At 73.5% G+C, this 15,911-nt stretch carries 16 protein-coding genes; 6 read left to right on the top strand and 10 right to left on the bottom strand.

The genetic code is table 11. The features are described from left to right. The first annotated feature begins 24 nt into the window (after window positions 1-24). Window positions 25-1,035, top strand: a complete 1,011-nt coding sequence (locus tag ACZ619_RS18970; RefSeq protein ID WP_469600013.1) for an LLM class F420-dependent oxidoreductase — start codon at window positions 25-27, stop codon at window positions 1,033-1,035. On the opposite strand, the gene ACZ619_RS18965 is transcribed toward ACZ619_RS18970, so the two are convergent. Beyond that, on the bottom strand, window positions 1,032-1,598 hold the full coding sequence (locus ACZ619_RS18965; protein ID WP_469600012.1) for a hypothetical protein: 567 nt from the start codon (window positions 1,596-1,598) through the stop codon (window positions 1,032-1,034). The genes ACZ619_RS18970 and ACZ619_RS18965 overlap by 4 nt on opposite strands. 149 nt (window positions 1,599-1,747) lie before the next feature. Here ACZ619_RS18965 and ACZ619_RS18960 point away from each other — a divergent pair, with 149 nt between their 5' ends. Continuing rightward, window positions 1,748-2,041, top strand: a complete 294-nt coding sequence (locus ACZ619_RS18960; protein ID WP_469600011.1) for a hypothetical protein — start codon at window positions 1,748-1,750, stop codon at window positions 2,039-2,041. Between the two features lie 5 nt (window positions 2,042-2,046). Here ACZ619_RS18960 and ACZ619_RS18955 read toward each other — a convergent pair whose 3' ends face one another. From ACZ619_RS18955 to ACZ619_RS18945, 3 genes are read right to left on the bottom strand one after another with little or no spacing between them, the layout of a single operon-like run. Further along, the gene (locus tag ACZ619_RS18955) at window positions 2,047-3,117 is read right to left on the bottom strand and encodes a prenyltransferase/squalene oxidase repeat-containing protein (protein ID WP_469600010.1); all 1,071 of its coding nucleotides are present in this window, start codon (window positions 3,115-3,117) and stop codon (window positions 2,047-2,049) included. Beyond that, a complete protein-coding gene (locus tag ACZ619_RS18950) occupies window positions 3,114-3,938 on the bottom strand; it encodes a class I SAM-dependent methyltransferase (RefSeq protein ID WP_469600009.1) in 825 nt (274 codons plus the stop codon). Before ACZ619_RS18950 ends, ACZ619_RS18955 begins: the two co-directional genes overlap by 4 nt. Next, the gene (locus tag ACZ619_RS18945; RefSeq protein WP_469600008.1) at window positions 3,932-5,353 is read right to left on the bottom strand and encodes a glycosyltransferase family 4 protein; all 1,422 of its coding nucleotides are present in this window, start codon (window positions 5,351-5,353) and stop codon (window positions 3,932-3,934) included. Before ACZ619_RS18945 ends, ACZ619_RS18950 begins: the two co-directional genes overlap by 7 nt. A gap of 220 nt (window positions 5,354-5,573) precedes the next feature. On the opposite strand from ACZ619_RS18945, the gene ACZ619_RS18940 reads away from it, so the two are divergent. Both ACZ619_RS18940 and ACZ619_RS18935 read left to right on the top strand, forming a co-directional pair. After that, complete coding sequence (locus tag ACZ619_RS18940) at window positions 5,574-6,215, top strand: TetR family transcriptional regulator (protein ID WP_469600007.1); 642 nt, start codon at window positions 5,574-5,576, stop codon at window positions 6,213-6,215. Window positions 6,216-6,569: 354 nt separating this feature from the next. Further along, on the top strand, window positions 6,570-7,196 hold the full coding sequence (locus tag ACZ619_RS18935; protein WP_469600005.1) for a maltokinase N-terminal cap-like domain-containing protein: 627 nt from the start codon (window positions 6,570-6,572) through the stop codon (window positions 7,194-7,196). Window positions 7,197-7,255: 59 nt separating this feature from the next. Here the strand turns inward: ACZ619_RS18935 and ACZ619_RS18930 are convergent, their stop codons facing one another. Both ACZ619_RS18930 and ACZ619_RS18925 read right to left on the bottom strand, forming a co-directional pair. Then, entirely contained in the window at window positions 7,256-7,489 is a 234-nt protein-coding gene (locus ACZ619_RS18930) for a ferredoxin (protein ID WP_469600004.1), read from the bottom strand. A gap of 6 nt (window positions 7,490-7,495) precedes the next feature. Beyond that, window positions 7,496-8,953, bottom strand: a complete 1,458-nt coding sequence (locus ACZ619_RS18925) for an aldehyde dehydrogenase (RefSeq protein ID WP_469600003.1) — start codon at window positions 8,951-8,953, stop codon at window positions 7,496-7,498. A 192-nt stretch (window positions 8,954-9,145) separates the two neighbouring features. Here ACZ619_RS18925 and ACZ619_RS18920 point away from each other — a divergent pair, with 192 nt between their 5' ends. Next, on the top strand, window positions 9,146-10,222 hold the full coding sequence (locus ACZ619_RS18920; protein ID WP_469600002.1) for an MBL fold metallo-hydrolase: 1,077 nt from the start codon (window positions 9,146-9,148) through the stop codon (window positions 10,220-10,222). A gap of 49 nt (window positions 10,223-10,271) precedes the next feature. On the opposite strand, the gene ACZ619_RS18915 is transcribed toward ACZ619_RS18920, so the two are convergent. From ACZ619_RS18915 to ACZ619_RS18900, 4 genes are all read right to left on the bottom strand, one after another. Then, complete coding sequence (locus ACZ619_RS18915) at window positions 10,272-11,777, bottom strand: NAD(P)/FAD-dependent oxidoreductase (protein WP_469600001.1); 1,506 nt, start codon at window positions 11,775-11,777, stop codon at window positions 10,272-10,274. Further along, the gene (locus tag ACZ619_RS18910) at window positions 11,770-13,167 is read right to left on the bottom strand and encodes a DUF6545 domain-containing protein (protein ID WP_469600000.1); all 1,398 of its coding nucleotides are present in this window, start codon (window positions 13,165-13,167) and stop codon (window positions 11,770-11,772) included. The genes ACZ619_RS18915 and ACZ619_RS18910 overlap by 8 nt, the downstream gene beginning before the upstream one ends. Continuing rightward, window positions 13,167-13,739, bottom strand: a complete 573-nt coding sequence (locus tag ACZ619_RS18905; protein ID WP_469599999.1) for a hypothetical protein — start codon at window positions 13,737-13,739, stop codon at window positions 13,167-13,169. The genes ACZ619_RS18910 and ACZ619_RS18905 overlap by 1 nt, the downstream gene beginning before the upstream one ends. 106 nt (window positions 13,740-13,845) lie before the next feature. Next, window positions 13,846-14,427: a helix-turn-helix domain-containing protein gene (locus ACZ619_RS18900; protein WP_469599998.1), complete on the bottom strand. Its 582-nt coding sequence runs from the start codon at window positions 14,425-14,427 to the stop codon at window positions 13,846-13,848. Between the two features lie 257 nt (window positions 14,428-14,684). Here ACZ619_RS18900 and ACZ619_RS18895 point away from each other — a divergent pair, with 257 nt between their 5' ends. Continuing rightward, a complete protein-coding gene (locus ACZ619_RS18895; protein WP_469599997.1) occupies window positions 14,685-15,761 on the top strand; it encodes a hypothetical protein in 1,077 nt (358 codons plus the stop codon). The last annotated feature ends 150 nt before the right edge of the window (window positions 15,762-15,911 follow it).

The following is a 15,911-nucleotide window of genomic DNA, read 5'->3' as shown; positions in this document are numbered from 1 at the left end:
CTGATGTTCCGTCAGGAGGTCGTGATGCGGCTCGGGTTGGCTCTCGGCTACTGGGGGCGCGGTCCCTCGCCCGACCATGTGGAGCTGGCCCGGGAGGCGGAGCGGCTCGGGTACGCGTCGGTGTGGACGGCGGAGTCCTGGGGCTCGGACGTCTTCACCCCGCTGACCTGGATCGCGGCGCGGACCTCGACCATCGAACTGGGCACGGCCGTCGCCCAGATGGCGGCCCGGTCGCCGACCACCACCGCGATGCACGCGCTGACCCTGGACCACCTGTCGGGCGGCCGGGTGCTGCTGGGGCTCGGGCTGTCCGGGCCGCAGGTCGTCGAGGGCTGGTACGGCCGCCCGTTCCCGAAGTCGCCGCTGACCGCGACCCGGGAGTACGTGGACGTCGTACGGCAGGTGCTGCGGCGGGAGGGGCCGGTCGAGGCCGCCGGGCGCTTCCACCCGCATCCGTACCGGGGACCGGACGCCACCGGGCTGGGCAGGGCACTGAAGCCGATCACCCACCCGCTCCGCCCGGACCTGCCGGTCCTGCTCGGCGCGGAGGGGCCGAAGAACGTCGCCCAGACGGTCCGGATCGCCGACGGCTGGCTGCCGCTGTACTGGGCGCCGAGCCGGCCCGAGGTGTACGGCCCGGCGGTGGCCGACCTGCCGCAGGGGTTCCGCGTCGCCCCGCTGGCCCAGGTCAGGGTCTGCGACGACGTCGCGGCGGGGCTGCTGCCCGTGAAGGCCATGCTCGGCTTCTACATCGGCGGGATGGGCCACGCGGCCCGCAACTTCCACGCCGACCTGATGGCGCGCATGGGGTACGAGGAGGAGGCCCGGCGGATCCAGGAGCTGTTCCTGTCCGGTCGCCGCGAGGAGGCCGTGCTGGCGGTGCCGGACGCGTTCGCCGACGAGATCTCACTGGTCGGCCCGCGCGAACGCATCGCCGAGCGGCTGGAGTTGTGGCGCAAGGGGCCGGTGACGGACCTGCTGGCCCTGGCACCGGACCCTCACACGCTGCGGGTGCTCGCGGAGCTGAACTCCTAGCCTCCGGCGAGCTGGCCGGCCGACGGCACCTGGTTGTGCACCGGGGCGCCGGCGTTCTGCCCTGCCTCCTTGACCTTGTTGATGATGTCGTCGAAGGCACCGGCCGCGTTCCCGTCGCCCTTGCGGAGCTTGGACGGCAGGTCCTTCAGGGCGTCGATGCCCGCGGTGAGCGGCGCGATCGCCTTGGAGAGCAGCGGGTCGCCCTGGGCGTTCGTCTTGGCGGCCTTGAGCCGGTTGTAGGCGAAGGCGCCCGCGGCGGCGGCCTTGATCAGGGTGAAGGTGCGTCCGTGGGCGCCCTTCTTGAACTTGCCCGCCTTCCACGGCTTGACGATCCACTGGTAGGTGGCGCCCGCGGCGAGACTCGCGTTGGCGACGAACCTGGTCTTGGCGAACTTCTGTTTCTCCGCGGACGTACTCGGACTTGGCGTGTCGGCCACGGGGACGGCCATCAGGCCGGTGTCCGTGGACTTGCTCTGGGCGCTGCCGGCACAGGCGGTGGCGCCTGCGACCAGGGCGCAGCACAGGGTCAGCGCGACGACGAGGCGCCGTATCGGTACGGGCACGGGGACCTCCCGTGTGTCTCGGTGTCCTCCCCGAGCGGGTGCTTCCTCCGGCAGCCTCACCCAGATGGGCGTACTCCGCCACTCGGGGCGGTCCGCGAGACCGGCGCCGTCCGGGTTTCAAGCGGCGTTCGGCGGCAATCCGGAAAGGCATGTCCGCTGAATCTCGCAAGGGTGCCAATCAGGCAGGAACGGTCGTCGCGGCCGTCGCCGACGTCATGGCCCTGATCCTGGGCCTCTGGATCCTGATGTACCTGCTGGACGCGAACCGCGCGAACAGCCTGGTGCGGTTCGTCCACGACGCGGCCGCCTGGCTGGCCGGCTGGTCGTACGACCTGTTCACGTTCGACAGGGCGTGGGCGAGGGTGGTGGCGGGCTACGGCCTGGCCGCCGTCGTCTACCTGTTCGTGGGACACGCGATAGCCAACCGCATGCACCGGCACTGAGTGCCCTAGGCGCAGCAGTCCGCCTCCAGCCCGGACGGCAGCTGCTCCCCGCCGAACACCGCGCACGTGGCGTCGTGCCCGCCCAGCGCGGCCACGGCCAGCAGCAGCGACCCCGCGGTCCAGGTGGTCAGCTCCCGGGGCCAGATCGCGTCGTCCTCGAAGACGTACCCGGTCCAGTACAGCCCCGACTCCGCGTCCCGCAGGTGCTGGATGGACTGGAGGATCTCCAGCGCCCGGTCGGACTCGCCGACCGCCCACAGGGCCAGGGCCAGCTCGGCCGACTCGCCGCCCGTCACCCACGGGTTGGGGACCACGCACCGCACCCCGAAGCCGGGCACGACGAACCGGTCCCAGCCCTTGCGGATCCGGTCGCCCGCCTCCGCGCCGGTCAGCGCGCCGCCCAGGACCGGGTAGTACCAGTCCATCGAGTAGCGGTCCTTGTCGAGGAACCGCTCCGGGTGGCGCCGGATCGCGTGCCGCAGCGTGCCGACGGCCAGCTCCCAGTCCGGCTGGGCCTCTTCACGCTGCTCGGCGATGGCGAGCGCGCAGCGCAGCGCGTGGTGGACCGACGAGCTCCCGGTCAGCAGCGCGTCGGCGGCGGGGGTGCCGTCGTCCTCGCGGCGCCAGCCGATCTCGCCGCCCGGCTGCTGGAGCCCGAGCACCCACTCGACGGCCGCGTGGACGGCGGGCCACATCCGGTCGAGGAAGGTGTCGTCGCCGGTGGAGAGGTAGTGGTGCCAGACGCCGACGGCTATGTAGGCGACGAAGTTGGACTCGCGGGCGCGGTCGGTGACGTCGTCGTGGGCGCCGTCGGCGTAGGCCGCGTACCAGGAGCCGTCCTCGTTCTGGTGCCGGGCGAGCCAGGTGTACGCCCGCTCGGCGGCCTCGTGCTCGCCGGCCGCGTCCAGGGCCATCGCGGCCTCGGTGTGGTCCCAGGGGTCGAGGTGGTGTCCGCGGAACCACGGGATCGCGCCGTCCTCCCGCTGCACGGCGAGGATGCCGCGGACGGTCGCGGCGGCCTGCTCGGCGGTGAGGACCCCGGGCAGGACGAGGTGTTCTGTCCGGGGGGTGGTCACTTGGCGGCCGCCCCGGTCTTCGCGGTCGTCCCGGTCTTCGCCGCCTTGTCGGTCGTCCCGGCCTTGTCGGCCTTGTCGGCCTTGTCGGCCTTGTCGGGGACCGCGGGCAGGTGCGGCTTGGTGGCGTAGACGACGAAGCTCTTGCCCATGACCGGGTTCAGCGCCTGCTCGGCGACCCGGGTGGCCAGCGGCTTCTTCATGATGTCCCAGACCAGCAGCTTGTGGTACGCCCGTACCGGCAGCGCCTTGTCGTTGTCGACGCCGAAGGCGCACTTGAGCCACCAGTACGGCGCGTGCAGGGCGTGCGCGTGGTGGCTGCCGTAGGGCCGCAGACCGGCTTCCTTGATCTTGCCGACCAGTTCGTCGGCCTTGTAGATGCGGATGTGACCGCCCTCGACCTCGTGGTAGGCGTCGGAGAGGGCCCAGCAGACCTTCTCGGGGCCGTAGCGGGGCACGGTGACGGCGATCCGGCCGCCGGGCCTGAGCACGCGCACCATCTCGGCGAGCACGCCCTTGTCGTCGGGGATGTGCTCCATGACCTCGGAGATGATGACGACGTCGAAGGACTCGTCGGGGAAGGGCAGGGCCAGCGCGTCGCCCTCCATGGCGGTGGCCGTGGCGCCGGCCGGGGCCTCGCCGGCCTCCTTCATCGCCGCGAACCACTTGGCGACCTCGCGGATCTCCTCGGCGTTCTGGTCGAGGGCCACGACCTGGGCGCCGCGCCGGTAGCACTCGAACGCGTGCCGGCCGGCCCCGCACCCGAGGTCCAGGACGCGGTCGCCCGGCGCGAGCGGGAACCGGGAGAAGTCGACGGTCAGCACGTGGCCCTGCCTTCGGGAGTGGATGCAACGTCTGCGAGGGGGGCGGCCGCGGGGCGGCCGGGGTGCCGGGGCGCGGGGCGGCCCGCGGTCCGGGGTGACGCGGAGCCGTCGCCCGCGGCGCGGGCGATCGACTCCCGGTAGTGGGAGACGGTGCCCTCGGCGGCCCGGGCCCAGGTGAAGTTGGCGAGGACCCGGGCGCGGCCGGCCGCGCCGAGGCGGGTGCGCAGGTCGGCGTCGCCCAGCAGCCGGTTCAGCGCGGCGGCCAGTGCTCCGGGGTCGCCCGGCGGTACGGCCAGACAGGTCTCGCCGTCGCGGCCGGCGACCTCGGGGATCGCGCCGCCGGTGGTGGCGACCAGCGGGGTGCCGGTGGCCATGGCCTCGGCGGCGGGCAGCGAGAACCCCTCGTAGAGCGAGGGCACGCAGGCGACCTCGGCCGAGCGGACCAGGTCGACGAGTTCGGCGTCGGAGATGCCCTTCACGAACTCGACGGCGCCGTCGAGGCCGTAGCGCTCCACGGCCTGCGCGACGGGCCCCTCGGTGGGCTGCTTGCCGACGACGACCAGGTGGGCGGCCGGGTGCTCGGTCCGCACCTTGGCGAGGGCCTCGACGAGGTACACCAGCCCCTTGAGCGGCACGTCGGCGCTGGAGGTGGTGACGATCCGCCCGGGTACCCGGGGCACGGCGGGATCCGGCGAGAAGAGATCGGTGTCGGCGCCGATGTGGACGACGTGGACGCGGTCGTCCCGGACCCCGAGGTGGTCGACGATCTCCTGGCGGGAGGTGCCGGAGACGGTGAGCACGGAGGGCAGCCTGCGGGCGACCCGCTTCTGCATCCGGGTGAAGGCGTACCAGCGCCGTACGGAGTACCGCCGCTGCCATCCCCCGGCCGCGTCGAGCTCCAACTGCCGGTCGACGGTGATGGGGTGGTGGATGGTGGTGACCAGTGGCGCGCCGACGTCGCCCAACAGGCCGTACCCGAGCGTCTGGTTGTCGTGGACGACGTCGAACTCACCGGCGCGGGCGCGCAGATGGCGGCGGGCGCGCAGCGAGAAGGTCAGCGGCTCGGGGAAGCCGCCCGTCCACATGGTCGCGACTTCGAGGGCGTCGACCCAGTCCCGGTACTCGTCCCGTTTCGGGGTGCGGAAGGGGTCCGGGGACCGGTACAGGTCGAGGCTGGGCAGCTCGGTGAGGGTGAGGCCGGGGTAGCCCTCGTCGAGGACGGGATACGGCTGTGAGCCGATCACCTCGACGCGGTGGCCGAGCCGGGCCAGTTCCCGCGACAGGTGCCGTACGTAGACGCCCTGGCCGCCGCAGAACGGGTTCCCTTTATAGGTGAGGAGCGCGATGTCGAGCGGTCGCTCGCCGTCGGCGGCGGGGTCCTTCCTGACACCCGCCCGCCTGGCCTCAGCGGTCACTCCGGGCCCCCTTCTCCCTGCACTTTCCCGCGAGAGTACGCCGGGACGCTAATCTAGAACAAGTTACAGACTTGATCGTTCAGGAGGCTCTGAATCTACCGGCAGGTAGGGGTGGAGTGAGCAGTGGATCAGGTGATTCGCGCCACGGCGCGAACCCCTGCCATGCTGTCTGATCACTCGCCCCGAGCACTGCCCTCACCGACTGTCACGGACGGGACCCATGCCTGCGGAAGCCAAGGTGGACATCGGCGCCAGATCGGCCACCCCGCCGCTCACCGAGCGGCAGGAGGCCCGGCGCCGCCGGATCCTGCACGCGAGCGCCCAGCTGGCCAGCCGGGGCGGTTTCGACGCGGTGCAGATGCGCGAGGTGGCCGAGTCCTCACAGGTCGCCCTGGGCACGCTGTACCGCTACTTCCCGTCCAAGGTCCATCTGCTGGTGGCCACCATGCAGGACCAGCTGGAGCACATGCACGGCACGCTCCGCAAGAAGCCCCCGGCGGGCGACACGGCGTCCCAGCGGGTCGCCGAGACCCTGATGCGCGCCTTCCGCGCCCTCCAGCGCGAGCCCCACCTCGCCGACGCGATGGTCCGCGCCCTCACCTTCGCCGACCGCAGCGTCTCCCCCGAGGTCGACCAGGTCTCCCGCCAGACGACGGTGATCATCCTGGACGCGATGGGCCTGACCGACCCCACCCCGGCCCAGCTCTCCGCCGTCCGGGTGATCGAGCACACCTGGCACTCGGCCCTGATCACCTGGCTCTCCGGCCGCGCCTCCATCGCCCAGGTGAAGATCGACATCGAGACGGTGTGCCGCCTGATCGACCTGACGGAGCCGGAGGCGCCCGCGGGCCGCCGGGCATGAGAAGACCTACGAGACGGGTTCCCTTCGCCGGCATGGTCCGGATCAGGTGATGGGGGTCGCCGTCCGGCCCGACCACTGCCTTCCGACCTCTCAGCCCGACCGTCGACGTCGGCACCGGCGGATGCTTCTGCATCTGCGTCACGCCAGAGTCGGCTACTGCGCTCGGACTCCCTCACTCGCCTCGCAGGCTGTTCCCAGCATAGAACGCCCGGGCGAGAAGGGAACCCCCAAAGCTGGATTTTCTGGACTTTTTCTGCTAAGTGTGCGCATGTGTCGCGCCCTGCCGGGCACACTCGCCGCGCCGAGTCGGAAAGTCCCTGGCCGGGCCCGTCCGCGCGGTCCGAGAATCGCCCCATGGCAATCATCCACCGCACCACGCTCAAGCCCACCAAGCTCGAACTCCTCGCCGCCTGGCTGCCCACCCGCCCCTGGTACCGCGGCTCCGCCGCACCGGAGCCGGTGAAGGCGGGCGGGTTCCGGCTCGACGACCCGGCGGGCGAGGTCGGGATCGAGTTCATGGTCGTCACCGAGGGGCCGGAGGCCTACCTCGTGCCGCTCACCTACCGCGGCGCCCCGCTCGACGGCGCCGGGCACGCGCTCGTCGGCACCATGGAGCACGGGGTGCTCGGACCGCGCTGGGTGTACGACGGCTGCCACGACCCGGTGCTGACGGCGGAGCTGCTCGCGCTGGTCGAGGGCCGCGCCCGGGCGCAGGCGCAGAGCCTGACCGACACCCCCGACCGGGAGGTCGTCCGCGCCTACGCCGGGGCGGGACCGGTCGCCGGCCTCGGTGCGCCCGCCGACACCGACGGGAGCACCGAGTTCGCCGTACCGGGCGGCGGGCTGGTGCTGCGGCTGCGGCGCGTGCTGAGCGCCGGTTCGACACCGCCGGACGGCACGGTGGGACACGTCTCCGGCGCCTGGGAACAGCCGGACGGCACCCGCGCCCGGGCCCTGTTCGTCAGCCTGGCGAGGGGTTAGGGCGCCTGTGACGGATCTCCGCGGAACGCCGCGACGCCGCGGAGATCCATCACGAGCGCCTAGTCCTCGGGCGGGAAGACCGGCTCCCCGGTGTCCAGCAGGGTGATCGTGATGGCTTCCACCGGGCAGTTCTCCGCCGCGTCCAGGACCCTGCCGTTGGCGTCGGTCTCCGGCTCCACGGGGTGCGACTGCATGGCGGAGTCGAGGCGGAAGGCCCCGGTGGCGCGGTGGACGCACTGGGCCGAGCCGATGCAGACGGCGCGGTCGACCTCGACGTGCCAGCGGTCACCCATGGCGGCTCACGCCTCCCAGCCGGCCGGCAGGTGGATCATCTTGTGTTCCAGGAACTCGCCGTAGCCCTCCGGCCCGAACTCCCGGCCCAGACCGGAGTTCTTGTAGCCGCCGAACGGGCCGAGCATGTCCAGGCTGAAGGTGTTCACGGAGTACGTCCCGGTCCGGACCTGGCGCGCGATCTCGATGCCGTGCGCCACGTCCGCCGTCCACACGCTTCCGCTCAGCCCGTAGTCCGAGTCGTTCGCGATCTTCAGCGCCTCGGACTCGTCGCCGTAGGGCAGGAGGCAGATCACCGGGCCGAAGATCTCCTCGCGGGCGATCCGCATGGAGTTGTCGACGCCGCCGAAGAGGGTGGGCTCGACGTACCAGCCCCTGTCCAGGCCCGGCGGGCGGCCGCCGCCGGTGAGGATCTTGGCGCCCTCCTCCTGGCCGATCCGGATGTAGTCCAGGTTCCGCCGCTGCTGGCGGCGGGCGACGAGCGGGCCCACCTGGGTGGCCGGGTCCAGCGGGTCGCCGACCTTCAGGGCGCCGGCCGCGGCCGCGAAGGCGTCGGCGAACTCGTCGTAGCGCGAGCGCGGCAGCAGGATGCGGGTCTGGGCGACGCACGCCTGGCCGTTGTTCATCCAGGCCGCCGGGACGATCCCGGCGACGGCGGTGGCCACGTCCGCGTCCGGCAGCACGACCGCCGCCGACTTGCCGCCCAGCTCCAGGGTGACGCGGGTGAGGTTCCTGGCGGCGACCTCCATCACACGCCGGCCGGCCGCGACCGACCCGGTGAAGGAGACCTTGTCCACGCCGGGGTGCCCGACGAGGTACTCGCTCACCTCGCGGTCCGCCGGGAGGATCGAGAGCACCCCGTCCGGCAGGCCGGCCTCCTTGGTGATCTCGCCGAGGATGTACGCGTCCAGCGGCGATTCCGGGGACGGCTTCAGCACCACCGTGCAGCCGGTGAGCAGCGCGGGGGCGAGCTTGGCGGCGGCCACGAACTGGGGCACGTTCCACGGCACCACGGCCGCCACCACCCCGACCGGCTCCCGCCGCACCAGGATCCTGCCCAGCACCCCGTCGCGGGTCTGCTCGTAGGTGAAGTCGCGCGCGACCCTGATCGCCGCGTCCCAGACCATCATCGCGCCGAGCGCCTGCGCGAGGACGCTCCAGGAGTACGGGGAGCCGTTCTCGGAGGAGATGACCCGGGCGATCTCCTCGTGCCGCACGGCGATCGCGTCCTTGATCCGGGTGACGACCTCGATCCGCTCGTCGAGGGTCATCCGCGGCCAGGGCCCCTCGTCGAAGGCCTGCCGCGCGACCGCGACCGCCCGGTCCACGTCCTCCCGCGAGGCGTGCGGCACCCGCCCGAACACCTCCTCGGTGTGCGGCGAGATCACCTCGATGACGTCCTTGCCCAGGGGGTCGGTCAACTCCCCGCCGATGAACAGCTGTCCGTGTTCCAGGAACTCGGTCATGGCGCCCCGCCACCCTTCCTGACGATGTCTCAGAACTGATACCAGTTCTAGTTGAACTAAGCCAGGGCGGTGCGCTCCGGCGCCGGACGGGGAGTCCGCGGGGGAACTTTCCGGCGGGCCGTCCGATGTGAAACCAGTTCTAGTTATAGTGAGCGATGGCCGTGCGGCGGTGCGGGGGCGGAGGGCGGCAGGATGGCGAACAGTCAGGGCGGGTCGGCTTCGGCGGGTGCGGGAGCGGGAGCGGTCGTGCACGACCACGGCGGGGGTGTGCGCTCCGTCGAGGTGCCCATCCCGGACAACCCCCTCGGGTACACGCTGGTGTACGTCGTGGACACGGACCGGGGGCCGGTGCTGGTCGACACCGGGTGGGACGACCCCGGGTCGTGGGACGTGCTGGTGGCGGGCCTCGACGCCTGCGGTACGGGCGTGCGGGAGGTCGCCGGGGTCGTCATCACCCACCACCACCCGGACCACCACGGGCTGTCGGGGCGGGTGCGGGAGGCGTCCGGGGCCTGGGTGGCGATGCACGCGGCCGACGCGGCGATCGTACGGCGGACCCGGGAGACCAGGTCCGAGCGGTGGTTCGGCTACATGGCGGCGAAGCTGACGGCCGCCGGGGCGCCCGAGGAGCACGTGGCACCGCTGCGCGGCGGGCGTCGCCGCGCCTCCCTGCCGGGGCTCTCCCCCGCCCTCCCCGACCGCGAGATCGTGCCCGGCGAACTGCTCGACCTGCCGGGGCGTCGGCTGCGTGCCGTATGGACGCCCGGACACACCCCCGGCCATGTCTGCCTGCACCTGGAGGAGACGCATCCGGGTGAACTCCCGGGCCACGGAAGGCTGTTCTCCGGCGACCACCTGCTGCCCGAGATCACCCCGCACATCGGCCTCTACGAGGACCCCGACGACGCGACGGTGACCGACCCGCTCGGCGACTACCTCGACTCACTGGAACGCGTCGGGCGGCTCGGCCCCGCGGAGGTCCTCCCGGCCCACCAGTACGCCTTCACCGACGCGCCGGGACGGGTAAGGGAGTTGCTGGCCCACCACGAGGAACGCCTCGCCGGACTGCTGCTTCTCCTCGAACAGCCGCTCACCGCATGGGAGTTGGCGGTACGGATGGAGTGGAACCGGCCCTGGGAGCAGATCCCCTACGGTTCACGGAACATCGCCGTCTCGGAGGCGGAGGCCCATCTGCGGCGCCTGGTGAAGCTGGGCCGCGCCGAGGCGGTGACGGGCACCGATCCGGTGACGTACGTGGCGGTGCGGTAGAAGGCGCGGGCGGCGGTGGACGGCGCGGCCGGGCCGCCGCGTGCACGGACTAGCCCTCCAGGCCGGCCGCCTTCCGTTCCGCCGCCGACAGGGGGGCTTCGGCCAGGGGGCCCTTGCGGGGGCCGGCGAGGACGTTCCAGAGCATGTCGGGGGCGAAGAGCCGGGTCGGCGGGGTCCTCAGGCTCATCACGTCCAGCAGGCCGTGCAGCGCGCGCGGGTTCTCCGCGCCGGCCGCCACCGCCCTGTCGACGTACGCCGAGAGCAGCCGTTCCACCGCCGTGGGCGGCTGCGGGGCCGCGCCGGGGTAGTTCGCGTCCTGTCCCACCGCCAGGTTCCACGCGTTGCCCACCGGCCGGGCCACCGCGCGCTGGATACGGCGGCCCGTGCCGGGCGTACGGGCGCCGTGCCGGTCGAGGACCTCGCGGATCGCGATCGCGCTCTGGGCGGCGACCGAAAGGCCGTGGCCGTAGACCGGGTTGTAGCCGGCGACCGCGTCGCCGACCACCGCGAAGCCCTCCGGCCAGACCGGCGCGTTCTCGTAGTAGCGGCGGCGGTTGGCCGTGCTGCGGGTGGTCACCGGGTCGGTCAGCGGCTTGGCGCCGGCGATCAGCCGGCCGATCACCGGGTCCGCCAGACCGCGCAGCGCGAACCGCTCGAACTCGCCAGGATCGGCGCTCGGCCGGCCGCCGCGCGTGCCGGAGAGGGTGACCAGCCAGCGGCCGCCCTCGACGGGGACGAGGACCCCGCCGCGGCCGGGGGCCTGGCGCGGGTCGGCCTGGACGTTCACGACGGGGTAGCGGGGCACGGCGGTGGTGGCGGGCGGGGCCTCGTAGACGCGGCTGGCGTAGGCCACCCCGGCGTCCACGACGCGTTCCACGACCGGCGGCAGGCCCAGTTCCGTCAGCCACTGCGGGGTCCGGGAGGCGCGGCCGCTCGCGTCGATCACCAGGTCGGCGTACAGGACACCGGGCTCGCCGCCGCCGTCACCACCGCAGTCAACGCCGTTGGTGCCACCGTTGCCGTCAGTACCGCCGTTGCCGCCGTTGCCGTCGGTGCGGGAGAGCCGGACTCCGGTCACCCGGTGGCGGTCGCCGACCAGGCCCGCCACCCGGGTGCCGTCCCGCAGGGCGACCCGGCGCCGGCCCAGGACGTCGGCGCGGACCGCCGCGTCCAGCAGGTCCCGGCTGCACACGATCATGCTGTGCCGGGCGTCGGTGAACCGCCGGAACCACTGGCCCGTCGGCGCCTTGCTGACCAGGTCCCGCATCACGTCGATCAGCCCGGCGCCGCGTCCGACGAGTTCGCCGGTGAGGCCGGGGAGCAGGTCCTCCAGCGCGGCCACGCCCCCGGACCACAGGAGGTGGGCGTGCCGGGCCTGCGGCAGGCCCTTGCGGTGCTCGGGGCCCTCGGGCAGCCGGTCGGCCTCGACCACGACGACCTCGTGGAAGCGGGTGGCGAGCACCGAGGCGGTGAGCAGTCCGGCGGTGCTGCCGCCGATGACGATCGCGGTGCGGCGGCCCGCTGCGGTTGCGCTGTCGGGCATGAGGTCAGACATGGATGCGGAGACCTTCTGTGGCGGCCGCCTGCCGGCGGAACGTTTCGATGACCGGCGAGTGCGCCCGCAGCGCGTACGCCACGGACTCCAGCTCGCCATCGGGGACATCGGTGCGGGCGCTGTGACGGGCGGGGGGCGGGGTGCCGGGCGAGGTGCGATGCACGGCGGTGGGCGCGGTGCCGGGCGAGGTGGCGTCCAGGGCGGTGTGCGGGGCAGGGTCTGTGGCCGGGGCCGGGGCCGGGGCGGTGTGCTGGGCAGGGTCTGTGGCCGGGGCGGTGTGCGGGGCGGTGTGCGGGGCGGGGTCTGTGGCCCGGTCGGCGGAGGTGGCGGCGCGGGCCGCGTCCGTGGCGACCAGGATGTCCACCGCGCCCGCGATCCCCCGCGCAGCGGCCCCGCTGTGGCCGGCGGCCTCGGCCGCGCGCCGGACCCGCTCACGGCGTGCCGCGCTGAGGTGGGGGGCGAGCCCGAGCAGGCCGTCGTTGATGGCCGCCCGGCGCAGTTCCAGCCGGAGCGCGGCACCAAAGACGCGGCAGGTGGCCGGGGCCGGTGGCGCGCCCACCGTCAGCATGACCCGCCACAGCGGCTCCAGCCGGCGGTGACTGCGCCGCAGCCGCCGCTGTTCGTCGGCGTACGGTCCGGCCTGGCCGGCGATGAAGCCCACCGAGACCAGGAACGCCTCGGCGATGGCGAACGGCGGGGCCACGTAGGTGGAGAGCCAGTCCCAGTCGCGGCCCGCCCAACGGGCCGCCACGGCGGTCGTCTTGGCGATGTCGAAGACGAACCCGAGCGCGTAGGCGACCTGGAGGCAGACCACCGCGCGGCGCAGCCAGGTGTCGGCGATCTCCTTGAGCCAGGCCCACAGGATGGCCGCGGCGACCACGGCCGACACCATGTGCGCGAGGAGGTAGAGCATGATGTGCTCGCGCATCCAGGGGGTGTCGGCGTAGTACGTGTCCAGGTCCCGGAGCCGTTCGACATGGTGGTCGCCGAGCGCGAAGGTCACCCAGAGGCCGACGATGATGACGCCGTACCCCGCCCACACCAGCCGGGTCCTGCGGCGGCGGGCGGCGGACGGCGGCTCGCGCCAGGTGATGATCAGCCAGAGGCAGGCGCCGCAGTAGGCGGTGAGCAGTGAGTAGACCCATAACCCGGCGAAGTTGGGCACGCCGGTGAGCTCGTTGATGCGGTGCAGGTTGGCCGGCGGGAGCGACGCGAAGACGACCGCCCCGATGCCGAGCAGCAGCGCGGTGGCGCGCAGGATCTGGTCCTGCCAGGCACGCCGGAGCAGCGGCAGCTTGATCGCGAAGGCGACGGCCATCAGCGCGGCCGGGACCGCGTAGGCGGCGAGGCAGCCCGCCATGTCCCAGTGCCGGTTCGCGTCCACGGCCATCACGGACCGCCGATGTTGCCCAACGAGGACGACAGCCGGTCGGTCAGGGTGTCCTGGGTGGTGCGGCCGGTCGCCGCGTACGGCCCGACGACCTTGCGGAACTTGGCGGCGAGCCGCAGCCCGCACTCCTCGGCCTCCCACTCGGCGCGCTCGGCGGGGGCGGCGGGCGAGCGGGTGGCCAGCGCGACGACCCGGCCCCAGGGGACGTCCTCCTCGGCACGGGCGAGGAGGACGCGCGCGGCGGCGGGCACGCCGGACGGGTGGTGCACGTCGAGCGTGCCGAAGCGGATGTGGCCGGCCTCGTGCCCGGTGATCACGAACTTGTGGGCGGCGGCGGCCCGTTCCTCGACCACGACGATGTACTCGTCGTCCATGGCGAGGGTGATCCCGGAGACGCCGAGTCCGGGCGGGAAGGCGACGAACCTGAGCCTGACCGGGCGGTCCAGCTCCGGGCCGAGCGTGGCGCACAGCGCGTGCAGGAACGCCTCGGGTTCCGTCGGCGGGTCCAGCGTGCGGGCGGTGTCCCGGACGAGCCGGTCGACGAACCGCTTGGGCGATCGTCTCGGGCTCATGCGCCGGCGCCCTCGCGTGCGGTCGGCGTTCCTGACGGCATTCGGCGTCCTCGGAGTCGTGGTGCGGTGCCTGAAGGTGTGCGGCGGTGCGCCCGGCGGGCGGTGTTCAGTGGGCGGCGCCCCCGGAGGTGATGATCATCTCCGCCAGGTCGGCGAGCGTGGTGAGCTGACGGGCGTTCATCTGCGGTGCGCGGGCGGCCAGCCGGCCCAGGCCGCACTCGCGCAGCCGGGACAGCGGGTCGGCCTGTGCCTCCAGCCCCTGCAGCACCGGCTGGAGCGCCTCGTGCAGCGCCTCGGGCTCGTCGGCGGTGAAGAAGCCGGGCGGCAGGCCGAAGAACCTCCGCAGCCGGTCGGTGTGTTCGAGGCTCGGCAGCCCGCTCTTGCGCCACTCGCTGAGCCACTGCCTGCTGGTGCCGGCGATCGCGGCCAGTTCGCCCAGCGAGTACCGCTTGCCGTCCGGCCGGCGCCGGTTCTCGCGGATGAAGTCCAGCCGCTGGCGCACCCGTTCGGCGAGCCCGGCCTCGGGTGCGGCCCCGCCGGCGAGGAGTTCGGCGACGACCCCGACGGGAATCCCGGTGCGGTACGACAGATCGGCCACGTCCAGCACCTCGGACAGCCTGCCGGGGCGTCCGGTCAGCTCCCCGAGCCGTATCAGTACACCGGTCAACGGGGCGTGGGCGTCACTCACCAAGGTCCCCCAGGACGCGTGTTCGTCGGTCGGTCGGCCGACCAGACGCGAGGCTATCGAATCGCTCTGCCGCCCACCAGACATGGCAAGGACCACTGCACAACTGGGCAGCAATTGTTGACATATGACGGTCAAACAGGAAAGGATCACGTCGCCAGGCCACGGTCGAACCGACCCGCCCCGGGTGCCGCCTATGGGGGAGTGGCACCCGGGGCGACCAGCCGCCCGCCTCGTCCCCGTAAAAGTGAGGCGAACCGATGCCTGAGCCCCTCCTGCTCCTCGGCGCCGGTCGCCGGTGCGCGTACGACGAGTTCGTGCTGACCCGTCTCGCCGCCGCCCGTCCCGTGGTGCTGGTGGACGCCGCGCCGCCCGCCTGGGCACATCCGTGCCTGGCCGGTCATCTCGCGGCGGACCCCGGCAAGGACGGGGCCACGGCGTCGGCGGTGATGCGGTTCGCGGTCCGGCACCGGGTCCGCGGTGTGCTGACCTTCACGGGCGAGTACGCGGTCGCCGCCGCACGGATCGCCGGGCAGTTGGGGCTGCCCGGCACCTCCGTCGCCACCGCCGCCGCCTGCGCCGACCCGCCCGCGCTGCGCGCCCTGCTGGCCGGCCACAAGGTCCCGGCCGAGGACCCCGTCGCGGGCCTCGCCGAGGCGTCCGCCGACAGCCCGGCCCCGGACCGCGTCTCCGCCGAGACGATCGTGCTGGACGGCGAGATCCGGATCGCCGCGCTCACCCGTACGACCCTGGGCCCGGAGCCCGCGCGGCGGCCGCTGCGGCACACCGTGCACGCCCACGACGGGCTGCTGCACAACCGTTTCCTGCGCCTGGCCGTGGACCGCACCGTGCGCGCCCTGGGCCTGACCCGGGGTGTCCTGCACATCGGGCTGCGGATGACCGAGCGCGGCCCCCGGGTCACCGACGTCACCCCGCACCTGCCGGGGGACCTGATCCCGCTGCTGGTCCGGCGGGCCACCGGTGTCGACCTCGTGCAGGCCGCCGCCGTGCTGGCCACCGGCGGGGTGCCGGACGCGGCGCCGACCCGGCAGCGGACGGCCGCGGTCCGGTTCGCCTACCCGGAGGCCGCCGGCCGCCTCGACCGGCTGGACCTCTCCCCCGACGTCACCCGGGAGCCCGGCGCCGACCGCATGATCCTCATCCGGCAGGCCGGCGACCACGTCACCACCACCGACCGCCTGGCCCTGTGGGTGGCGGTCGGCGACACCCCCGCCGCCTGCGACGACACCCTCCGCCGCATGCCCCGCCACCTCACCACCGCCCTCACCCCCACCGCGGCCCTGGACCCCCCGGCCCACCGCACACACGTGGCCTAGCCGACGCGCGGCCCGCGGGCCGTCCCCGCGGGCCGTCGGGCCTCGCGTCGGCGCCGGGTCCGAGAGCGGGGTCACATCCGGCGGCGCCGGGGCGTGAGGCGCCGTACGCGGCCGGTGACGCGACCGGTGAAGCACCCCACATGACGCAGG

This window comes from Streptomyces sp. NPDC104367 (assembly GCF_055583825.1).
Note: the sequence above shows the minus strand (reverse complement) of the source record. Positions and strands in the feature narration are given on the sequence as shown.

What these genes read in the sequence shown, in the direction of transcription:
- ACZ619_RS18935 (WP_469600005.1), top strand. Translation starts at nt 6,570, where the DNA reads ATGGCAATCATCCACCGCACCACGCTCAAGCCCACCAAGCTCGAACTC.
- ACZ619_RS18930 (WP_469600004.1), bottom strand. Translation starts at nt 7,489, where the DNA reads ATGGGTGACCGCTGGCACGTCGAGGTCGACCGCGCCGTCTGCATCGGC.
- ACZ619_RS18915 (WP_469600001.1), bottom strand. Translation starts at nt 11,777, where the DNA reads ATGTCTGACCTCATGCCCGACAGCGCAACCGCAGCGGGCCGCCGCACC.
- ACZ619_RS18905 (WP_469599999.1), bottom strand. Translation starts at nt 13,739, where the DNA reads ATGAGCCCGAGACGATCGCCCAAGCGGTTCGTCGACCGGCTCGTCCGG.
- ACZ619_RS18960 (WP_469600011.1), top strand. Translation starts at nt 1,748, where the DNA reads ATGTCCGCTGAATCTCGCAAGGGTGCCAATCAGGCAGGAACGGTCGTC.
- ACZ619_RS18920 (WP_469600002.1), top strand. Translation starts at nt 9,146, where the DNA reads ATGGCGAACAGTCAGGGCGGGTCGGCTTCGGCGGGTGCGGGAGCGGGA.
- ACZ619_RS18925 (WP_469600003.1), bottom strand. Translation starts at nt 8,953, where the DNA reads ATGACCGAGTTCCTGGAACACGGACAGCTGTTCATCGGCGGGGAGTTG.
- ACZ619_RS18895 (WP_469599997.1), top strand. Translation starts at nt 14,685, where the DNA reads ATGCCTGAGCCCCTCCTGCTCCTCGGCGCCGGTCGCCGGTGCGCGTAC.
- ACZ619_RS18940 (WP_469600007.1), top strand. Translation starts at nt 5,574, where the DNA reads ATGCCTGCGGAAGCCAAGGTGGACATCGGCGCCAGATCGGCCACCCCG.
- ACZ619_RS18970 (WP_469600013.1), top strand. Translation starts at nt 25, where the DNA reads ATGCGGCTCGGGTTGGCTCTCGGCTACTGGGGGCGCGGTCCCTCGCCC.
- ACZ619_RS18910 (WP_469600000.1), bottom strand. Translation starts at nt 13,167, where the DNA reads ATGGCCGTGGACGCGAACCGGCACTGGGACATGGCGGGCTGCCTCGCC.